General features: G+C 71.9%; 17 protein-coding genes. 9 read left to right on the top strand and 8 right to left on the bottom strand.

Going from position 1 to position 16,868, the window contains the following annotated elements; genetic code table 11:
* Both ACWDNY_RS24865 and ACWDNY_RS24860 read right to left on the bottom strand, forming a co-directional pair.
* Positions 1 to 92: 1-deoxy-D-xylulose-5-phosphate synthase N-terminal domain-containing protein (locus ACWDNY_RS24865; RefSeq protein ID WP_451648005.1), on the bottom strand; the 92-nt coding region annotated here is incomplete at its 3' end.
* A gap of 42 nt (positions 93 to 134) precedes the next feature.
* Complete coding sequence (locus tag ACWDNY_RS24860; protein ID WP_451648002.1) at positions 135 to 1,631, bottom strand: oligopeptide:H+ symporter; 1,497 nt, start codon at positions 1,629 to 1,631, stop codon at positions 135 to 137.
* Between the two features lie 534 nt (positions 1,632 to 2,165).
* On the opposite strand from ACWDNY_RS24860, the gene ACWDNY_RS24855 reads away from it, so the two are divergent.
* Both ACWDNY_RS24855 and ACWDNY_RS24850 read left to right on the top strand, forming a co-directional pair.
* A complete protein-coding gene (locus tag ACWDNY_RS24855) occupies positions 2,166 to 2,843 on the top strand; it encodes a response regulator transcription factor (protein WP_451648001.1) in 678 nt (225 codons plus the stop codon).
* 54 nt (positions 2,844 to 2,897) lie between these two features.
* The gene (locus ACWDNY_RS24850) at positions 2,898 to 4,166 is read left to right on the top strand and encodes an ATP-binding protein (RefSeq protein ID WP_451648000.1); all 1,269 of its coding nucleotides are present in this window, start codon (positions 2,898 to 2,900) and stop codon (positions 4,164 to 4,166) included.
* Between the two features lie 30 nt (positions 4,167 to 4,196).
* On the opposite strand, the gene ACWDNY_RS24845 is transcribed toward ACWDNY_RS24850, so the two are convergent.
* Positions 4,197 to 4,754, bottom strand: a complete 558-nt coding sequence (locus tag ACWDNY_RS24845; protein WP_451648004.1) for a GtrA family protein — start codon at positions 4,752 to 4,754, stop codon at positions 4,197 to 4,199.
* 270 nt (positions 4,755 to 5,024) lie between these two features.
* Here ACWDNY_RS24845 and ACWDNY_RS24840 point away from each other — a divergent pair, with 270 nt between their 5' ends.
* From ACWDNY_RS24840 to ACWDNY_RS24830, 3 genes are all read left to right on the top strand, one after another.
* Complete coding sequence (locus ACWDNY_RS24840) at positions 5,025 to 6,221, top strand: 5-(carboxyamino)imidazole ribonucleotide synthase (protein ID WP_451647999.1); 1,197 nt, start codon at positions 5,025 to 5,027, stop codon at positions 6,219 to 6,221.
* A gap of 77 nt (positions 6,222 to 6,298) precedes the next feature.
* Positions 6,299 to 6,805, top strand: a complete 507-nt coding sequence (gene purE / locus ACWDNY_RS24835) for a 5-(carboxyamino)imidazole ribonucleotide mutase (protein WP_451648003.1) — start codon at positions 6,299 to 6,301, stop codon at positions 6,803 to 6,805.
* Positions 6,802 to 7,992, top strand: coding sequence for a dipeptidase (locus tag ACWDNY_RS24830; RefSeq protein WP_451647998.1), 1,191 nt, complete (start codon positions 6,802 to 6,804; stop codon positions 7,990 to 7,992). The genes purE and ACWDNY_RS24830 overlap by 4 nt, the downstream gene beginning before the upstream one ends.
* 222 nt (positions 7,993 to 8,214) lie before the next feature.
* On the opposite strand, the gene ACWDNY_RS24825 is transcribed toward ACWDNY_RS24830, so the two are convergent.
* Together ACWDNY_RS24825 and ACWDNY_RS24820 are read right to left on the bottom strand one after the other, a co-directional pair.
* Positions 8,215 to 8,607 carry a VOC family protein gene (locus tag ACWDNY_RS24825; RefSeq protein ID WP_451647997.1) on the bottom strand — a complete coding sequence of 131 codons (393 nt, stop codon included), beginning with the start codon at positions 8,605 to 8,607 and terminating at the stop codon, positions 8,215 to 8,217.
* Between the two features lie 14 nt (positions 8,608 to 8,621).
* Positions 8,622 to 8,981, bottom strand: a complete 360-nt coding sequence (locus ACWDNY_RS24820) for a VOC family protein (RefSeq protein WP_451647996.1) — start codon at positions 8,979 to 8,981, stop codon at positions 8,622 to 8,624.
* A 115-nt stretch (positions 8,982 to 9,096) separates the two neighbouring features.
* Here ACWDNY_RS24820 and ACWDNY_RS24815 point away from each other — a divergent pair, with 115 nt between their 5' ends.
* Positions 9,097 to 9,621: a CGNR zinc finger domain-containing protein gene (locus tag ACWDNY_RS24815; protein WP_451647995.1), complete on the top strand. Its 525-nt coding sequence runs from the start codon at positions 9,097 to 9,099 to the stop codon at positions 9,619 to 9,621.
* A gap of 306 nt (positions 9,622 to 9,927) precedes the next feature.
* Here ACWDNY_RS24815 and ACWDNY_RS24810 read toward each other — a convergent pair whose 3' ends face one another.
* Positions 9,928 to 11,271 carry a UDP-glucose dehydrogenase family protein gene (locus tag ACWDNY_RS24810; RefSeq protein WP_451647994.1) on the bottom strand — a complete coding sequence of 448 codons (1,344 nt, stop codon included), beginning with the start codon at positions 11,269 to 11,271 and terminating at the stop codon, positions 9,928 to 9,930.
* Between the two features lie 191 nt (positions 11,272 to 11,462).
* Here ACWDNY_RS24810 and ACWDNY_RS24805 point away from each other — a divergent pair, with 191 nt between their 5' ends.
* Together ACWDNY_RS24805 and ACWDNY_RS24800 are read left to right on the top strand one after the other, a co-directional pair.
* The gene (locus ACWDNY_RS24805) at positions 11,463 to 12,620 is read left to right on the top strand and encodes an acyl-CoA dehydrogenase (protein ID WP_451647993.1); all 1,158 of its coding nucleotides are present in this window, start codon (positions 11,463 to 11,465) and stop codon (positions 12,618 to 12,620) included.
* A gap of 228 nt (positions 12,621 to 12,848) precedes the next feature.
* Positions 12,849 to 13,211 (top strand): four-helix bundle copper-binding protein, encoded by a 363-nt coding sequence (locus tag ACWDNY_RS24800; protein WP_451647992.1) that lies wholly within the window; start codon positions 12,849 to 12,851, stop codon positions 13,209 to 13,211.
* Positions 13,212 to 13,289: 78 nt separating this feature from the next.
* On the opposite strand, the gene ACWDNY_RS24795 is transcribed toward ACWDNY_RS24800, so the two are convergent.
* On the bottom strand, positions 13,290 to 14,576 hold the full coding sequence (locus ACWDNY_RS24795) for an LCP family protein (RefSeq protein WP_451647991.1): 1,287 nt from the start codon (positions 14,574 to 14,576) through the stop codon (positions 13,290 to 13,292).
* A 118-nt stretch (positions 14,577 to 14,694) separates the two neighbouring features.
* Between ACWDNY_RS24795 and ACWDNY_RS24790 the strand changes: the two genes are divergently transcribed.
* Positions 14,695 to 15,252 (top strand): acyl-CoA thioesterase, encoded by a 558-nt coding sequence (locus tag ACWDNY_RS24790; protein WP_451647990.1) that lies wholly within the window; start codon positions 14,695 to 14,697, stop codon positions 15,250 to 15,252.
* 18 nt (positions 15,253 to 15,270) lie between these two features.
* Here the strand turns inward: ACWDNY_RS24790 and ACWDNY_RS24785 are convergent, their stop codons facing one another.
* On the bottom strand, positions 15,271 to 16,764 hold the full coding sequence (locus ACWDNY_RS24785) for an LCP family protein (RefSeq protein ID WP_451647989.1): 1,494 nt from the start codon (positions 16,762 to 16,764) through the stop codon (positions 15,271 to 15,273).
* Positions 16,765 to 16,868 lie beyond the last annotated feature (104 nt).

Raw genomic sequence — 16,868 nt, 5'->3', positions numbered from 1 at the left:
GAGACCGAGTCGACGAGGAAGCTCCGGATCTCCTCGGCCAGCTGGTCCAGCTCCTCCGGGCTGAGCCGGTCCAGATCGCGCGGTCCCCTGATGCGCCCCTCGTCGTGGGTCGGCGGCCCTGGTGGGCCCGGGGCTCAGCGGACGTCGCCCATGAGCTCCTTGACCCGCTTGCGATACATCCACACCGCCGCACCGGCGAGGACGGCGAGGGCGGCCTCCAGGGCGACGATGCCCCGCGTGTTGAGGTCGACGCCGGCGATGGACAGCAGACCCGTCGTGGCGTCACCGGCGGTCACCGCCAGGAACCAGACGCCCATCATCTGCGAGGCGTACTTGGCGGGCGCCATCTTCGTGGTGACGGACAGGCCGACCGGGGAGAGCGTCAGCTCACCGACGGTCTGCACGAAGTAGACGCCCACCAGCCACAGCGCCGCCGCCTTGTGACCGCCGTCGGCGACGGCCAGCGGGGCCATGAAGAGGAAGAAGGACGCGCCGACCAGCACCAGGCCCATCCCGAACTTCACCGCGGTGCTCGGCTCCTTGCCGCGCCGGGCGAGGGCCAGCCAGGCCCAGGCGAAGACCGGGGCGAGGGCCATGATCATGACCGGGTTGACCGACTGGTACCACGAGACCGGGAAGCCCCAGCCGAGGACGCTGTTCTCGGCCGACTTCTCGGCGAACAGCGACACGGTCGAACCGCCCTGGTCGTAGATCATCCAGAACACCGCCGCGGCGACGAAGAACCAGATGTACGCGGACATCTTCGACTGCTCGGCGCGGTCCAGGTCCTTGTCCCGCTTGATGCGGGCGATGACCATCACCGGGATGATCAGGCCGGCCACCGTGATCGGGACCAGCAGCCAGTTCAGCGTGTAGACGCCGGAGACGCCCACGACCGCGTAGAAGACGACCGCGATGCCCGCCCACAGGCCCGCCTTCGTCAGGGTGGCCCGCTTCTCCTCGGCCGACAGCGGGGTCGGCACGATGTCCGAGCGGGAGCTCAGGTGGCGGGTGCCGAGCAGGAACTGGACGAGGCCGATGGCCATGCCGAGCGCGGCCAGCGCGAAGCCGAGGTGCCAGTTGACGCCCTCACCGACGGTGCCGATGATCAGCGGCGCGGCGAAGGCACCCAGGTTGATGCCGATGTAGAACAGCGTGAAACCGCCGTCGCGGCGCGGGTCGTCCGGGCCGTCGTACAGGTGGCCGACCATCGTGGAGATGTTCGCCTTCAGCAGGCCCGAGCCGACGGCGACGAGACCCAGACCGGCGAAGAAGGAGCCGGACCACGGCAGGGCCAGCGTCAGGTGGCCGAGCATGATGACCGCGCCCGAGACGGCGACGGTCTTGCGCGGGCCGAGGACCCGGTCCGCGAACCAGCCGCCCGGCAGGGCGAGCAGGTACACGAGCGACAGATAGACCGAGTAGATCGCGGTCGCGGTCGTGGCACTCAGCCCGAGACCGCCCGGAGCCACCAGGTACAGCGGGAGCAGAGCCCTCATGCCGTAATAGGAGAAGCGCTCCCACATCTCCGTCATGAAGAGGGTGGCCAGGCCGCGGGGGTGGCCGAAGAAGGTCTTCTCGGGGCCGGGTGTGCCCGGACGGACCGAGTCCTTCGTCAGGCTGGACGCCATGGTCGTTCCTTGCTGGTCGGGACGCGTCGCCGTGGGGGGATACGCGCCCGGTGGGGGTGGCCGGCACCGGCAGACCGCTCGTCCACCCCACGCCCGGGGGGAGTCCGCTCCGGATCGCGGAGCGGAGGACGACGGTCGCCGGGATCCACGCCTCCGCGCGTCATCGCGTCGGGAGGCCCGGCCCTAGGTCATTCCTTTCCCGGACCGGCGGCAGCCGGCCCACACACAAATGGGACCTTCAGCGTCATGCGAGCGCCAAAGGTCCTTGGTGTGCTGGAGGCGTTCACCTCACCATACGGCAGGACACTGCCGGATATGGAAGGACCTGAGACAGGGATCACAGGTTTCAACGCAACCGCACATCGCTTTCGAAGGTGTACTCCAGGATGACATCTCCAGGGGAATGGTCCGTACCACCGGCGCACCACCCCTGTGGAGGGTCCGGCACCCGGTCCCGGGCCGGCGGGAGGGAAGGTAAGAACGACCGTCCGCGGTCACACCCGGCACTCCGCGTGAGCGGACTACCATCACCTCATGACCCGTGTACTGCTCGCCGAGGACGACGCGTCCATCTCGGAACCGCTGGCCCGCGCCCTGCGCCGGGAAGGGTACGAGGTCGAGGTGCGTGAGGACGGACCCAGCGCGCTCGACGCCGGAATTCAGGGCGGCGTCGACCTGGTGGTGCTGGACCTCGGCCTGCCCGGCATGGACGGCCTGGAGGTCGCCCGCCGGCTGCGCAACGACGGTCACGCCGTGCCCATCCTGATCCTGACCGCGCGCGCCGACGAGGTCGACACCGTGGTCGGCCTGGACGCGGGCGCCGACGACTACGTCACCAAGCCGTTCCGCCTCGCCGAGCTGCTCGCCCGGGTCCGGGCCCTGCTGCGGCGCGGCGCCGCCGAGCCGCAGCAGCCGCCCGCCACCCACGGTGTGCGCATCGACGTCGAGTCGCACCGGGCCTGGATGGGCGAGGAGGAGCTCCAGCTCACCGCCAAGGAGTTCGACCTGCTGCGCGTGCTCGTGCGGGACGCGGGCCGGGTCGTCACCCGCGACCAGCTGATGCGCGAGGTCTGGGACACCACCTGGTGGTCGTCCACCAAGACCCTCGACATGCACATCTCCTGGCTGCGCAAGAAACTCGGCGACGACGCGGCGAACCCCCGTTACATCGCGACCGTCCGGGGCGTGGGCTTCCGCTTCGAGAAGAGCTGAACCCCCCGGGTTCTCCGCAGGTAATTCCGCAGGTAATTCCGCAGGCAAGGGGACATGCGCCGCCGACTGATCCAGTCCACGCTCGCCGTGGTGCTCGTCGTGATCGCCGTCTTCGGCGTGTCCCTCGTCATCGTGGAGACCCGCACCATCAGCAACAGCGCCCAGGAGCGCGTGGACTCCGAGGCGCTGCGGCTCGCCAGCATCGTGGACAGCCGGCTGCTCGGCGCGGAGACCGTCAACGCGCAGGTGCTCAACGAGCAGACCCAGAGCCCGTACGCCGTGATCCGGATCCCGGGGGAGCGGACCATCGAGGTCGGCAGCAGGCCGTCCGGCGACGTGATCCGCTCCACCGCCCGGGGGGAACAGGGCGAGACGGTCACCGTCGAGGAGCCGCGGTCGTCGGTGACCCGCGAGGTGGGCCGGACCCTGCTGATCATCGGGCTGGTCGCGCTGCTCGCGGTGGTGGCGGCGGTGCTGCTGGCCATCCGCCAGGCCAACCGCCTCGCCTCCCCGCTGACCGACCTCGCCGAGACCGCCGAACGCCTCGGCTCCGGGGACCCGCGCCCGCGGCACAAGCGGTACGGCGTGCCGGAGCTGGACCGCGTGGCCGACGTCCTCGACCGCTCCGCCGAACGCATCGCCCGCATGCTGACCGCGGAGCGCCGGCTCGCCGCGGACGCCTCCCACCAGCTGCGGACGCCGCTGACGGCGCTGTCCATGCGGCTGGAGGAGATCACCCTCACCGACGACCCGGACACGGTGAAGGAGGAGGCGACCATCGCGCTCGGGCAGGTGGAACGCCTCACGGACGTGGTGGAGCGCCTGCTGACGAACTCCCGCGACCCGCGCACCGGCTCCGCGGTCTCGTTCGACCTCGACGAGGTCATCCAGCAGCAGCTGGCCGAGTGGCGCCCCGCCTACCGCAGCGCCGGCCGTGCGATCGTCAGCTCCGGCAAGCGGCACCTGAGGGCCGTGGGCACGCCGGGGGCGGTCGCGCAGGTGCTGGCGGCGCTGATCGAGAACTCCCTGATGCACGGTGGCGGCACCGTGGCGCTGCGCACCCGGGTGACCGGCAACCAGGCGGTCATCGAGGTCACCGACGAGGGACCGGGCGTCCCCGCGGACCTGGGCGCGCGGATCTTCGAGCGCACGATCAGCGGCCGCAACTCCACGGGCATCGGCCTCGCCGTCGCCCGGGACCTCGCGGAGGCCGACGGGGGACGCCTGGAGCTGCTCCAGGCGCAGCCGCCGGTCTTCGGCCTGTTCCTGTCGCGCACACCGCCGCCGAGGAAGCCCTCGGAACAGCGGCCGACGGTCCGCTGAACCCGGCTCCCCTTCTTTCGAAGGCCGGCCTCAGACCTTCGACCGTGCCTGCGCGGCCCGGGCCGCGACCAGCGCGTCCGCATGTGGCACGGCCGGCCGGGCGGGCAGCGCGCGGAACACCCACGTGCGGTACGACCAGAAGCGGAACAGGGTCGCGACGGCGATGCCGAGGAACTTGAAGACGTTGCTCTGCAGCGGGCTGTCCCAGCCGAACCCGTACGTCGCCAGGTACAGCACCCCGTTCTCGATGACCAGCCCGGCCGCGCTGAACAGCACGAACAGGCCCATCTCCCGGGTGCGGCCGCTCTTGTCGCGGTCCCGGTAGGTGAAGTAGCGGAAGCCGACGTAGTTGAAGACGATCGCGACGACGGTCGCGATCACGCTCGCCCGGACGACCTGGAGATCGGTCACGTGCCGCACCAGGTTGAAGACGAGGAGGTTGACCAGCAGGCCCGCTCCGCCCACCGCGCCGAACTTGGCGGCCTCCCGCCACAGCCGGTCGACGCGTTCCCGCAGGGTGCGGCGTCGCGGACGGGTGCGGCGGGGAGCCGGGGGACCGGCGGTGAGCCCCGGGGAACCACGTTCCATGGTCGTGCAGGCCCCCGTCTCGGTCGGTAGCGTCAACTCCGCCATGCTAACCAGCGCCCCGCGCTCGCGCCCGCGGACGGGGAAGCAGCCCGGGGGAGGGCCGGACGGGGACGCGGCCGGTGCGGCGCCGGCGGCCGGGCGGCGAGCGAGCGTGAAAGTGCGGTCGCGTGTGATGACGTGCGATCACGTGCGGAGCGGACGTAAGGGGCGGTGGCGGACCGGCCGGAGGTGGGAATTCGGCCCCGGCGGCGGGGCCGATACCCTGGGGGCGTGACGTTCCCGGTAGTCGGCATGGTCGGCGGTGGCCAGCTCGCTCGTATGACACACGAGGCGGGCATCCCGCTCGGCATCAGATTCAAGCTCCTCAGTGACACCCCCCAGGACTCAGCGGCACAGGTCGTGAACGACGTGGTCGTCGGCGATTACCGCGACCTGGAGACGCTGCGTGCCTTCGCGCGGGGCTGTGACGTGATCACCTTCGATCACGAGCACGTGCCCACCGAGCACCTGCGGGCCCTGGAGGCGGACGGCATCCCCGTCCGCCCGGGCCCCGCGGCGCTCGTGCACGCCCAGGACAAGGGGGTGATGCGCGCCCGGCTCGCCGCGATCGGTGTGCCGTGCCCGCGGCACCGCATCGTGACCGATCCCCAGGACGTGGCGGCGTTCGCCGCCGAGCTGGAGGGGAACGGGCCGGAAGGCGCCGCCTCCGGCGGGGCCGGCGACGCCCGGCGCACGGGCGGGTTCCCCGTCGTCCTCAAGACGGTCCGCGGCGGCTACGACGGCAAGGGCGTGTGGGTCGTGAACTCCGTCGAGGAGGCCGCCGAACCCTTCCGCGCCGGTGTCGAGGTGCTCGCCGAGGAGAAGGTCGACTTCGTGCGGGAGCTCGCCGCCAACGTCGTCCGCTCCCCGCACGGCCAGGCCGTGGCCTACCCGGTGGTGGAGTCGCGGCAGGTGGGCGGGGTCTGCGACACCGTGATCGCGCCCGCCCCCGGCCTCGACGAGGCCCTGGCCCTGCACGCCGAGGAGATGGCGCTGCGCATCGCGCACGAGCTCGGCGTCGTCGGTCACCTGGCCGTCGAGCTGTTCCAGACCCGCGACGGCCGCCTCCTGGTCAACGAGCTCGCGATGCGCCCGCACAACTCGGGCCACTGGACGCAGGACGGCGCGATCACCTCCCAGTTCGCCAACCACGTCCGCGCGGTCCTCGACCTGCCGCTCGGCGACCCGCGCCCGCGCGCGAAGTGGACGGTCATGGTGAACGTCCTCGGCGGCGACTACCCCGACATGTACTCGGCGTACCTGCACTGCATGGCCCGCGACCCCAAGCTGAAGATCCACATGTACGGCAAGGACGTGAAGCCCGGCCGCAAGGTCGGTCACGTCAACACCTACGGCGACGACCTGGACGACGTGCTGGAGCGCGCCCGTCACGCTGCCGGCTACCTGAGAGGCACGATCACCGAATGAGCCCCGCCCACCGGTCGCCCGACCACCGCGCCTCGACGAGCGCCGGCACCCACCACGCCCCGTCGGTGGGCGTCGTCATGGGGTCGGACTCCGACTGGCCCGTCATGGAGGCCGCCGCGAAGGCCCTCGACGAGTTCGAGATCGGCTACGAGGTCGACGTCGTCTCCGCGCACCGCATGCCGCGCGAGATGGTCGCCTACGGCGAGCAGGCCGCCGACCGCGGGCTGAAGGTGATCATCGCGGGTGCCGGCGGCGCCGCCCACCTGCCGGGCATGCTCGCCTCCGTCACCCCGCTTCCGGTGATCGGCGTCCCCGTCCCGCTGAAGTACCTCGACGGCATGGACTCACTGCTGTCGATCGTGCAGATGCCGGCCGGTGTGCCGGTCGCCACGGTCTCCGTCGGCGGGGCCCGCAACGCCGGTCTGCTCGCGGCCCGGATCCTCGCCGCCCACGACGAGGAACTCCTCGGCCGGATGCGGGACTTCCAGCAGGACCTCAACGACCAGGCCACCGAGAAGGGCAAGCGGCTGCGGGCCAAGGTCGACGGGGCGGCGGGCGGCTTCGGCTTCGGCGGCGGGAAGTGACCGCGGCGAGCGGCTCCCTGGACGAGGCCCGGGACCTGCTGCGCGCCTTCCCGGTCGTCGACGGCCACAACGACCTGCCGTGGGCGCTGCGCGAGCAGGTCCGCTACGACCTCGGCGCCCGGGACGTGGCCACCCGCCAGGACGCCCACCTGCACACCGACATCCCCCGGCTGCGGCAGGGCGGCGTCGGGGCGCAGTACTGGTCGGTGTACGTCCGCGCGGACCTGCCCGACCCGGTGGCGGCCACGCTGGAACAGATCGACTGCGTACGGCAGCTGCTCGACCGCCACCCGGCGGACCTGCGCCCCGCCCTGACGGCCGCCGACATGGAGGCCGCGCGCGAGGAGGGCCGTATCGCCTCGCTCATGGGTGCGGAGGGCGGCCACTCCATCGCGAACTCGCTCGGCACCCTGCGCGGCCTGTACGCGCTCGGCGTCCGCTATCTGACGCTCACCCACAACGACAACGTGGCGTGGGCGGACTCGGCGACGGACCGGCCGTCCGTCGGCGGGCTGTCGGCGTTCGGCCGCGAGGTGGTGCGCGAGATGAACCGCCTCGGCATGCTCGTCGACCTCTCCCACGTGGCGGCGACGACCATGCGGGACGCGCTGGACACCTCGACCGCGCCGGTGATCTTCTCGCACTCCTCGTCGCGCGCGGTGTGCGACCACCCCCGCAACGTCCCGGACGACGTGCTGGAGCGCCTGCCCGCCAACGGCGGCATGGCGATGGTGACGTTCGTGCCGAAGTTCGTGCTCCAGGCGGCCGTCGACTGGACGGCGGCGGCGGACGAGAACATGCGCGCCCACGGCTTCCACCACCTCGACACCACGGCCGAGGCGATGAAGGTGCACCGCGCCTTCGAGGAGAGCCACCCGCGCCCGGTCGCCACGGTGGCCACGGTGGCGGACCACCTCGACCACATGCGCGAGGTCGCGGGCGTCGACCACCTCGGCATCGGCGGCGACTACGACGGCACGGCCTTCACCCCGGACGGCCTGAATGACGTCTCCGGCTATCCGAACCTGATCGCCGAGCTGCTGGAACGCGGCTGGTCGAAGACCGACCTGGCCAAGCTGACCTGGCAGAACGCGGTGCGGGTGCTCGGTGCGGCCGAGGACGTCGCACGCGATCTGCGGGGCAGGCGGGGCCCGTCCAACGCCACCCTCGAGGACCTGGACGGCTGAACGACCGCACGCACGGGGCCCCGGAGCCGCTGAACGCCTCCGGGGCCCCGTGCGGCGTGCGCCGTGGCTTCCACCTGTCTGACGATTCCCGTCTGCCGCGCGACGCCGTGCACGCTCCCCCAAGCTCTCGGCTCCGCTCGAGCAGGGGGTATCCCCGCCGAGAGCACGCACCTGACGCCACGCGGCCGCCCCGCGGGCGACGACGCGCATGGTCGGACAGGCCTAGGCGTGCTCGATCCGGCACAGGCAGAAGGGGTGCCCGGCCGGGTCGGCGTACACGCGGAAGTCCTTCTTCTCGCTGTCCTCCAGGTCCAGCGGGCGCGCGCCCAGTGCCAGCACCTTCTCGTGCGCCGCGTCCATCTCCTCCCAGGTGGACCCGGCGTCGAAGTCGACGTGGAACTGCTGCGAGTTCCGGTCGGACCGCGGCCACTCCGGTGGCGTGTACCCGGCCGCCCGCTGGAAGGCGAGCCGCGGCCCGCCGGGCAGCGCGAGGACGACCCAGTCGTCGTCCTCGGCCCGTGGCGTGCCGCCGCCGACGCTCGCGTAGAAGTCCGCAAGCGCGTGCGGGTCGGGGCAGTCGATCACGACGGAACGGAAACGGGCCACAGCAGGCATCGAACCCTCCGGTGTCAGCAGGCGCACAGGCAGAACGGGTGCCCGGCCGGGTCCGCGTAGACCCGGAACGTCCGCGAGCGGTCCTCCGCGTCCAGCGGCTTGGCGCCGAGCGCCAGAACGCCCTGCTCGGCCCGGTCCAGGTCCTTGACGACCAGGTCCAGGTGGAACTGCTGCGAGGCGTCGGCCGACGGCCACTCCGGCGGCACGAACCCCGGTGCCTTCTGGAAGGCCAGCGCCCGGCCGCCGGGCAGCTTCAGGTCCACCCAGTCGCCCTGGTCCTCGATCGAGCCGCCGAGGACCTCGGCGTAGAAACCGGCGAGTGCGCGCGGGTCGGGACAGTCCAGAACGACGGGGCCCAGTTCGGCGAGAGCCATGAACTCCTCCTCCGGTCCGTGGTTACCCGTAGACTCGGGCAACCGGTAACGGTTACCCGATGGTCCCGTATCGCCGGTAACGACGCAACCGGGTTCGCGAGGTACCGTCGCTGGCATGAGTGACAGATCGCCCGCGCCCGGGGGCCTGGCGCTGGTGGAGTCCCTGGTCAACACGCTGGACCTCGCGACGGGTGCCGACTCGCTCGACACGGCCGACGGCCGGGCGCGCTTCGGGATCACCGAGGGGGACCTGCCGCAGGCGCGCGACCTGCGCGAGTCGCTGCGCGCGGCCCTGCTCGCCCACGCCGGGCACCCGCCGCACCGCGAGGTGACCCCGCTCACCGACCTGCTGGCCCGGGCACCGCTGGTGCTGACGATCGACGGACAAGACGGCTCCGCGGCCCTCGCCCCGGCCGACGCCGGCCCGCTGCTCTCCCGCGTGGCGGCCGCCGTCGCCGACGCGCTCGTCACGGGCACCTGGTCCCGGCTGAAGGCCTGCGAGGCGGTGACCTGCCACTGGGCGTACTACGACCGCAGCCCGGCCGGACGCGGCCGCTGGTGCTCCATGGCCGTGTGCGGGGCGCGTGCGAAGATGCGCCGCTACCGGGCCAGGGAGACGCAGGAGACACCGGGGGCATAGGGGCATAGGGGGCGCCCCGCAGCGGTGCCGTCCTCCCGCCCGACGTGCCGTCAGCGGATCGGGGTGCCGGCCCGGCCGGTCCCGACGGAACCGCCCCCCGCACGCCGGGAGTTCCCCGCTCGCGCCGCGGCCGGATGGTGCAGAATGCGACACGACGCCGGTTCGGCCGACTGAGCCTCGGCCGAACCGGCGTCGCCGCTTCCCGCGTCGGCCCCCGGGCACGCGCCGCCGATGCCGCGATCGCGGGCCGCGCACAGCCCGCCGGGCTCCCGTGCCGCTCCGGGCCCCGCCGCCGCTACGGCCGGCTCACGCGGTCGGGCGTCCCATCGCGCGGTAGGTCCAGTCCGCCCGGCGCCACAGCTCCGGGTCCAGGGCGTTGCGGCCGTCGAGGACGATCCGGGCCGCCGCGACCTCGCCGAGCTCGGCCGGATCCAGCTCGCGGAACTCCTGCCACTCCGTCAGGTGCAGCACGACGTCGGCGCCCCGGACGGCCTCCCGCGCGGAGTCGGCGTAACCGAGTGTCGGGAAGATCCGGCGGGCGTTGTCCATGCCCTTGGGGTCGTACACCGTCACCTGGCCGCCCTGCAGGTGGATCTGGCCGGCGACGTTCAGGGCGGGTGAGTCGCGCACGTCGTCCGAGTCCGGCTTGAACGTGGCGCCGAGCACGGCCACCCGCTTGCCGAGGAACGGCCCGCCGCCGAGCGCCTGCCGGGCCAGCTCCACCATCTGCCCGCGCTGGCGCATGTTGATGGAGTCGATCTCGCGCAGGAACGTCAGCGCCTGGTCCGCGCCCAGCTCACCGGCGCGCGCCATGAACGCCCTGATGTCCTTGGGCAGGCAGCCGCCGCCGAAGCCGATGCCGGCCCGCAGGAACTTCCGCCCGATCCGGTCGTCGTACCCGATCGCCTCGGCCAGTTTGGCCACATCGCCGCCCGCGGCCTCGCACACCTCCGCCATGGCGTTGATGAAGGAGATCTTCGTGGCCAGGAAGGAGTTCGCGGAGGTCTTCACCAGTTCCGCGGTCGGGAAGTCGGTCACCACGAACGGGGAGCCCTCCGCGACCGGCGTCGCGTAGACCTCGCGCAGCAGCTTCTCGGCCCGCTCACTGCGCACGCCGACCACGATCCGGTCCGGGTGCAGCGTGTCCTGGACGGCGAACCCCTCGCGCAGGAACTCCGGGTTCCACGCCAGCTCGGCGTCCGCGCCCGCGGGGGCGAGTTCGGCGATCGTCCGGGCCAGCCGGTCCGCCGAGCCGACCGGGACGGTCGACTTTCCGACGACCAGGGCGGGACCGGTCAGGTGCGGGGCGAGCGAGGCGACCGCGGAGTCGACGTAGGACATGTCGCAGGCGTACTCGCCGTGCTTCTGCGGGGTGTTCACGCAGAGGAAGTGGACGTCGCCGAACGCGGCGGCCTCGGCGAAGTCCATCGTGAAGCGCAGCCGGCCGCTGGAGCCCTCGATCCCGGCGACGTGCCTGCGCAGCAACTCCGCCAGCCCGGGCTCGTACATGGGGACCTCGCCCCGCTGGAGCGTCTCGATCTTCTCGGGGACGACGTCGAGCCCCAGCACCTCGAACCCGAGCTCGGCCATGGCCGCGGCGTGCGTCGCGCCGAGGTAACCGGTGCCGATCACGGTGATCTTCAGGCTCATTGGGGTGCTCCAGGAGGGATGATGGTGATGCGGGCCCGAGCATATCCGGGGCATGCGAGGGCCCTTCGCCGGGCAAGGTCCCCGCTGTCGCCAAGCTCACGTGTCCGATCACGTGAGCGGCCCTCTACTATTCGAGTTACTTAACGGTAATTAGCGTCCATCAGTGGTCGTTATTGGGAGCGTGAGAGACCTTGGCCGGATCGGCTGACTTCGACCTGTACCGCCCGTCCGAGGAGCACGACATGCTCCGCGACGCCGTCCGCTCGCTGGCCGAGGCGAAGATCGGGCCGTACGCCGCCACGGTGGACGAGGAGGCCCGCTTCCCGCAGGAGGCGCTCGACGCCCTCGTCGCGAACGACCTCCACGCGGTGCACGTGCCCGAGGAGTACGGCGGCTCGGGCGCGGACGCGCTCGCCACCGTCATCGTGATCGAGGAAGTCGCCCGCGTCTGCGCGTCCTCCTCCCTGATCCCCGCCGTGAACAAGCTCGGTTCGCTGCCGGTGATCCTCTCCGGCTCCGAGGAACTGAAGAAGAGGTACATGACGCCGCTCTCCAAGGGCGACGGGATGTTCTCGTACTGCCTCTCCGAGCCCGAGGCCGGCTCGGACGCCGCGGGCATGAAGACCCGCGCGGTCCGTGACGGGGACCACTACGTCCTCAACGGCGTCAAGCGCTGGATCACCAACGCGGGCGTCTCCGAGTACTACACGGTCATGGCCGTCACCGACCCCGACAAGCGCTCCAAGGGCATCTCCGCCTTCGTCGTCGAGAAGTCCGACGAAGGCGTGTCCTTCGGCGCCCCGGAGAAGAAGCTCGGCATCAAGGGCTCCCCGACCCGCGAGGTCTACTTCGACAACGTCCGCATCCCCGCCGACCGCATGATCGGCGAGGAGGGCACCGGCTTCGCCACGGCGATGAAGACGCTGGACCACACCCGCATCACCATCGCCGCCCAGGCCCTCGGCATCGCCCAGGGCGCCCTCGACTACGCCAAGGGCTACGTCAAGGAGCGCAAGCAGTTCGGCAAGCCGATCGCCGACTTCCAGGGCATCCAGTTCATGCTCGCCGACATGGCGATGAAGATATCGGCCGCCCGTGCCCTGACCTACCAGGCCGCCGCCGCCTCCGAGCGCGGCGACGCCGACCTCACGTACCTGGGCGCCGCGGCCAAGTGCTTCGCCTCGGACGTCGCCATGGAGGTCACCACGGACGCCGTCCAGCTCCTCGGCGGCTACGGCTACACCCGCGACTACCCGGTCGAGCGCATGATGCGCGACGCCAAGATCACGCAGATCTATGAGGGCACGAACCAGGTCCAGCGGATCGTGATGGCCCGCAACCTGCCGTGACCGGCGGACCGTCACGACAACAGCCCATGGCGGACGCCGGGGCTGTTGTCGTGCCTCCGGCGCCGGCGGTGGCCGTGCGCGGCGGTCACCGGCGGTGCCCGGGCCCGGGGTTGTGACCCGGACGGCGTAGGTGTGCGGTCGCGTCCGAATGGCGCGCGGCGGCGACCGGGCGTACGACGGAAGGGCACAGGGCCCGCCCCGGGGCCCCTCTGTCTCCGAGGAGGAGCCATGACCCAGCCCGGAACCATGACCGCCATGAGCAAGGAGATGCAGGACTGCGTCAACGCGTGCATGACCTGCCACAGCATCTGCGAGGAGGCCATGAGCGCCTGCATGCAGAAGGGCGGCCAGGCCCAGATGCAGATCATGCGCGCGCTCATGGACTGCTCCGAGACCACGCGGATGTGTGCCGACATGATGATGCGGCGCTCGCCCATGGCGGGCGACATGTGCGCGTTGTGCGCCAAGGCCTGCGACATGTGCGCCGAGGCGTGTATGTCCATGCCCGACGACAACATGATGATGCGCTGCGCCGAGGCGTGCCGTCGCTGCGCGGAGATGTGCCGCGCCATGGCCGGCACCCGGATGTAGCACCGGCGCCCCAAGGCCACGGAGCCCCCGCGGTCACTGCCCGCGGGGGCTCTCCCTGTGCCGCCGTCCGCCGGCCGGTCAGTTCCCGGAGACGGTGACCTTCTCGTCGTTCTTCAGCTCGTCCACCAGCGTCTTCACCTTCGCCTTGTCCCAGAGGAGGTTGCCGCCGGAGGAACCGGAGATCGGCATGTTCATGGACGTGCCGTCTCCGCCGCTGACGCCCTTCATCGCCCAGAACATGGACGCCAGGTCCCACAGGCCCATGTCCTTGTCGACGATGAGCGAGTCCAGGCCCGCGCCCATGGTCGGGTAGAGCTTGAAGGGGTTCAGTACCGTCGACGGGGTGGCGACCTGGTGGGCCAGGGCGGAGAGGAACTTCTGCTGGTTCTTGGTGCGTTCCAGGTCGCTCGCCGCGAAGGCGTGCCGGGTGCGGACGAAGGCGAGGGCCTGCTCGCCGTTCAGCGTCTGCTCGCCCGCCTGGAAGTCGGCGCCGGAGTACTTGTCCTTGAACGCCTTGTCTATGGTGATGTCCACGCCGCCGACCGCGTCCACGATGTTCGCGAAGCCGGCGAAGCCGATCTCCACGTAGTGGTCGATGTGCAGGCCGGTGTTGAACTCGACGGCGCGCACCAGCAGCGTCGGCCCGTCCTCGGCGTAGGCGGCGTTCAGCTTCGTGTGGCGGCCCGTGCCCTGGAATCTCTTGCCGGACTCGGAGCCGACGTACGTCGGGATCTCCACGTCGGAGTCGCGCGGCAGCGAGATCAGCGTGTCGCCGTTGCTGCCGACGTGCAGGATCATCATCGAGTCCGTGCGCTTGCCCTCGGCGGAGCCGGTGTGCAGCTTCTTCTTGTCCTCGGCCGACAGCCCGGCGCGGCTGTCGGAGCCCACGATCAGGTAGTTCGTGCCCTCGCCGGCCTCCGGCCGGTCGATCACCCGGGACAGGTCGACCTCGCGGTGGAGCTTGGAGTCGGCCCAGAAATAGGTCGCCACGGAGGTGACGATCAACACGGTCACCAGGGTGAGCGCCGTCAGCTTGATCCGGCGGCGCCAGTCCGGGGCGGGACGCTGTCCGCCGTAGCCGCCGCCGGGGCCGCCCGGACCGCCGTAGACCTGACCGGTGTTGTAGCCGCTGCCGTATCCGCCGTCGTCGTATCCGCGGCCGTCGACGTACGACGGCTGCTGCGGCACCCCGTACGGCGGCGCCGAGGGGCCGGGGCGCCCGGGGGTGCCCTGCCCGGGCGACGCCGCCGGGCCGCGCCGGACCTGGCGCATCACCCGCGCGCCCTCCGGCTGTGCGCCGGTGCTGCCGCGTCCGTACCGAGCGCCGCGGTTGTCGTCGGACCATCCCTCGGGCCAATCATTCATGGGCCTTAGTGTGCAGGGCGCGGCCATATGGCTTACAAGGGCCGTCGGAAAATCGGGTCACGGCTGTTGCGAACCCGACACATATAGTCCGAATGTCGGTTCACATAGGGTGGAGGGCATGACACACCAGGCCCCCGCCACCGCACCCGGCACGTCGGACCTCCCGGGCAAGCCGACCTCGGCGTCCCGGACCACCCTCAGCCACATCATGACCCACAACGACACGAACCTTCTGGGCACGGTGCACGGCGGTGTGATCATGAAGCTGGTCGACGACGCCGCGGGCGCGGTGGCCGGCCGGCACAGCGGCGGACCGGCGGTCACCGCGTCGATGGACGAGATGGTCTTCCTGGAGCCGGTCCGCGTCGGCGACCTGGTGCATGTGCAGGCCCAGGTCAACTGGACCGGGCGGACCTCGATGGAGGTCGGCGTGCGGGTCCTGGCCGAGCGCTGGAACGAGTCCGCCCCGCCCACCCACGTCGGCTCGGCGTACCTGGTCTTCGCCGCGGTGGACGCCGACGGCAGGCCGCGCCCCGTGCCGCCGGTCGCCCCCGAGACCGAGCAGGACCGGCGGCGCTACCAGGAGGCGCAGATCCGCCGCACCCACCGCCTGGCCCGCCGCCGGGCGATCAGGGAACTGCGGGAGAGGCGGGCGGCGGAGGGCTACGAGGACTGAGGCGCCGTCGCGCCGTCGTCAGCGGCACACCACCTCGTCGCCCGTCGTCACCTCGGCCGCGCTCCTGGCCGGGTCCTGGACCCGTACCCTGCGCACCTGACGGAAGTCGGCCCCCGCGACGACCTTCAGCGTGGCGCCCTGCCCCGGCATCGCCCGCAACTCGCTGCCGGGCAGCGCGACGGCCAGCGCCCTGGCCGACCGGTCCCAGCGGGGGTCGTACAGCACGAGCGTCCGCCGCACGCCCCGCCGGCTGGAGTCCACCGGGGTCCGCGTCGTCCGGAACCCGGCCGCCGCGAGCGCCGTGTCGACCCGTCTGCCGAGCCCCACGGTGCCGGTGCCGTTCTCCACCTGGACCCGGATCAGCGGCGGCGGGACCTCGACGGCCGCGGGGGCGGCCGGCCGGCGCCGGGGCCGGTGCGCCGCCAGCGGCCGGTCCTCGCGCAGCGCGTGGAAGAGCCGGTCCGCCTCGGCCCGGTCCCACTTCACCGTCGAGCCCAGGCCCTTGACGGGGTAGGCCATCTGCCCGATCGGGACGGTCGTGAACTCCGAGGAGGAGGGGGAGAAGTCCCGCATCGCCCGTCCCAGGTCCAGCAGCTCGTCCGTGCCGAAGCCCTTGTCCGCGCGCACGGAGCCCAGCACGGCCCGTGTCACGTCCCGGAACCTCAGGGGGTTCAGCAGCACCCGCGAGGAGGTCGCCCGCTCGATCAGCGCGGCGAGGAAGTGCTGCTGGCGCTTCATCCGGCCCAGGTCGCCGGCCCCGTCGATGTGCCGCGAGCGCACGTACTGCAGGGCCTGCCCGCCGTTGAGCGTGTGGGGCCCCGGGGGCAGGTCGAGGCCGGTGTAGAGGTCCTGCAGCGGGGCGGCGGTGCACATCTGCACCCCGCCGAGGACGTCGACCGTCCGCATGAAGGTGGTGAAGTCCACCTCCAGGTAGTGGTCGATCTTCAGCCCGGTCATGTCCTCGACCGTGCGCACGGTCAGCCGGGGCCCGCCCTCGGCGTACGCGGCGTTCAGCTTGACCGGGTGCGGTTCGTGCCGCCGTCCGGTGTTCCGGTCGATGTGCGCGGGCAGCTCGACGTAGGAGTCCCGCGGCAGGCTGACCACGCTGGCCCGTTCCCGGTCCTGCGACAGGTGCACGAGCATCATCGTGTCCGTGCAGTGGCAGGGCTGCCCGCCGAGCCGGTACTCCCGCCGCTCGCGCTCGCCGATCCGGTCCCGGCCGTCGGTGCCGACCAGCAGGACGTTCAGGCCGTGGCCGGCCTGGGGGCGGTTCTTCATGTCGCTGAAGGGGTCGACGCGGGCGATGTCCGCGTCCAGGCTGCTCACCACGGCGTGGCCGATGCCCGCGGAGGCGAGCATCACCACGGACAGCGTGGTCACCGCCCGCATGGCCCAGCGCGGCCGCCTTCGCCCCCTGGGGTGACGCGGCGCGTGGGCCGGCCGCGGCGAAGCGGCGGCCGGTCGGGGCCGGCGCGGTGACGGCGCGGGCGGCCGGGGCGGTGTGGCGGGCATGCGGGGACACCTCCGCGGAAGGCGTGGGTGGGATCCGTGTGCACGGTAGGCCCATACGATCGGCTGACCGGGGCAACGGCCCATGCGGCGCGCACCGGTGTCCC

The organism is Streptomyces sp. NPDC003697 (genome assembly GCF_053587115.1).
Note: the sequence above shows the minus strand (reverse complement) of the source record. Positions and strands in the feature narration are given on the sequence as shown.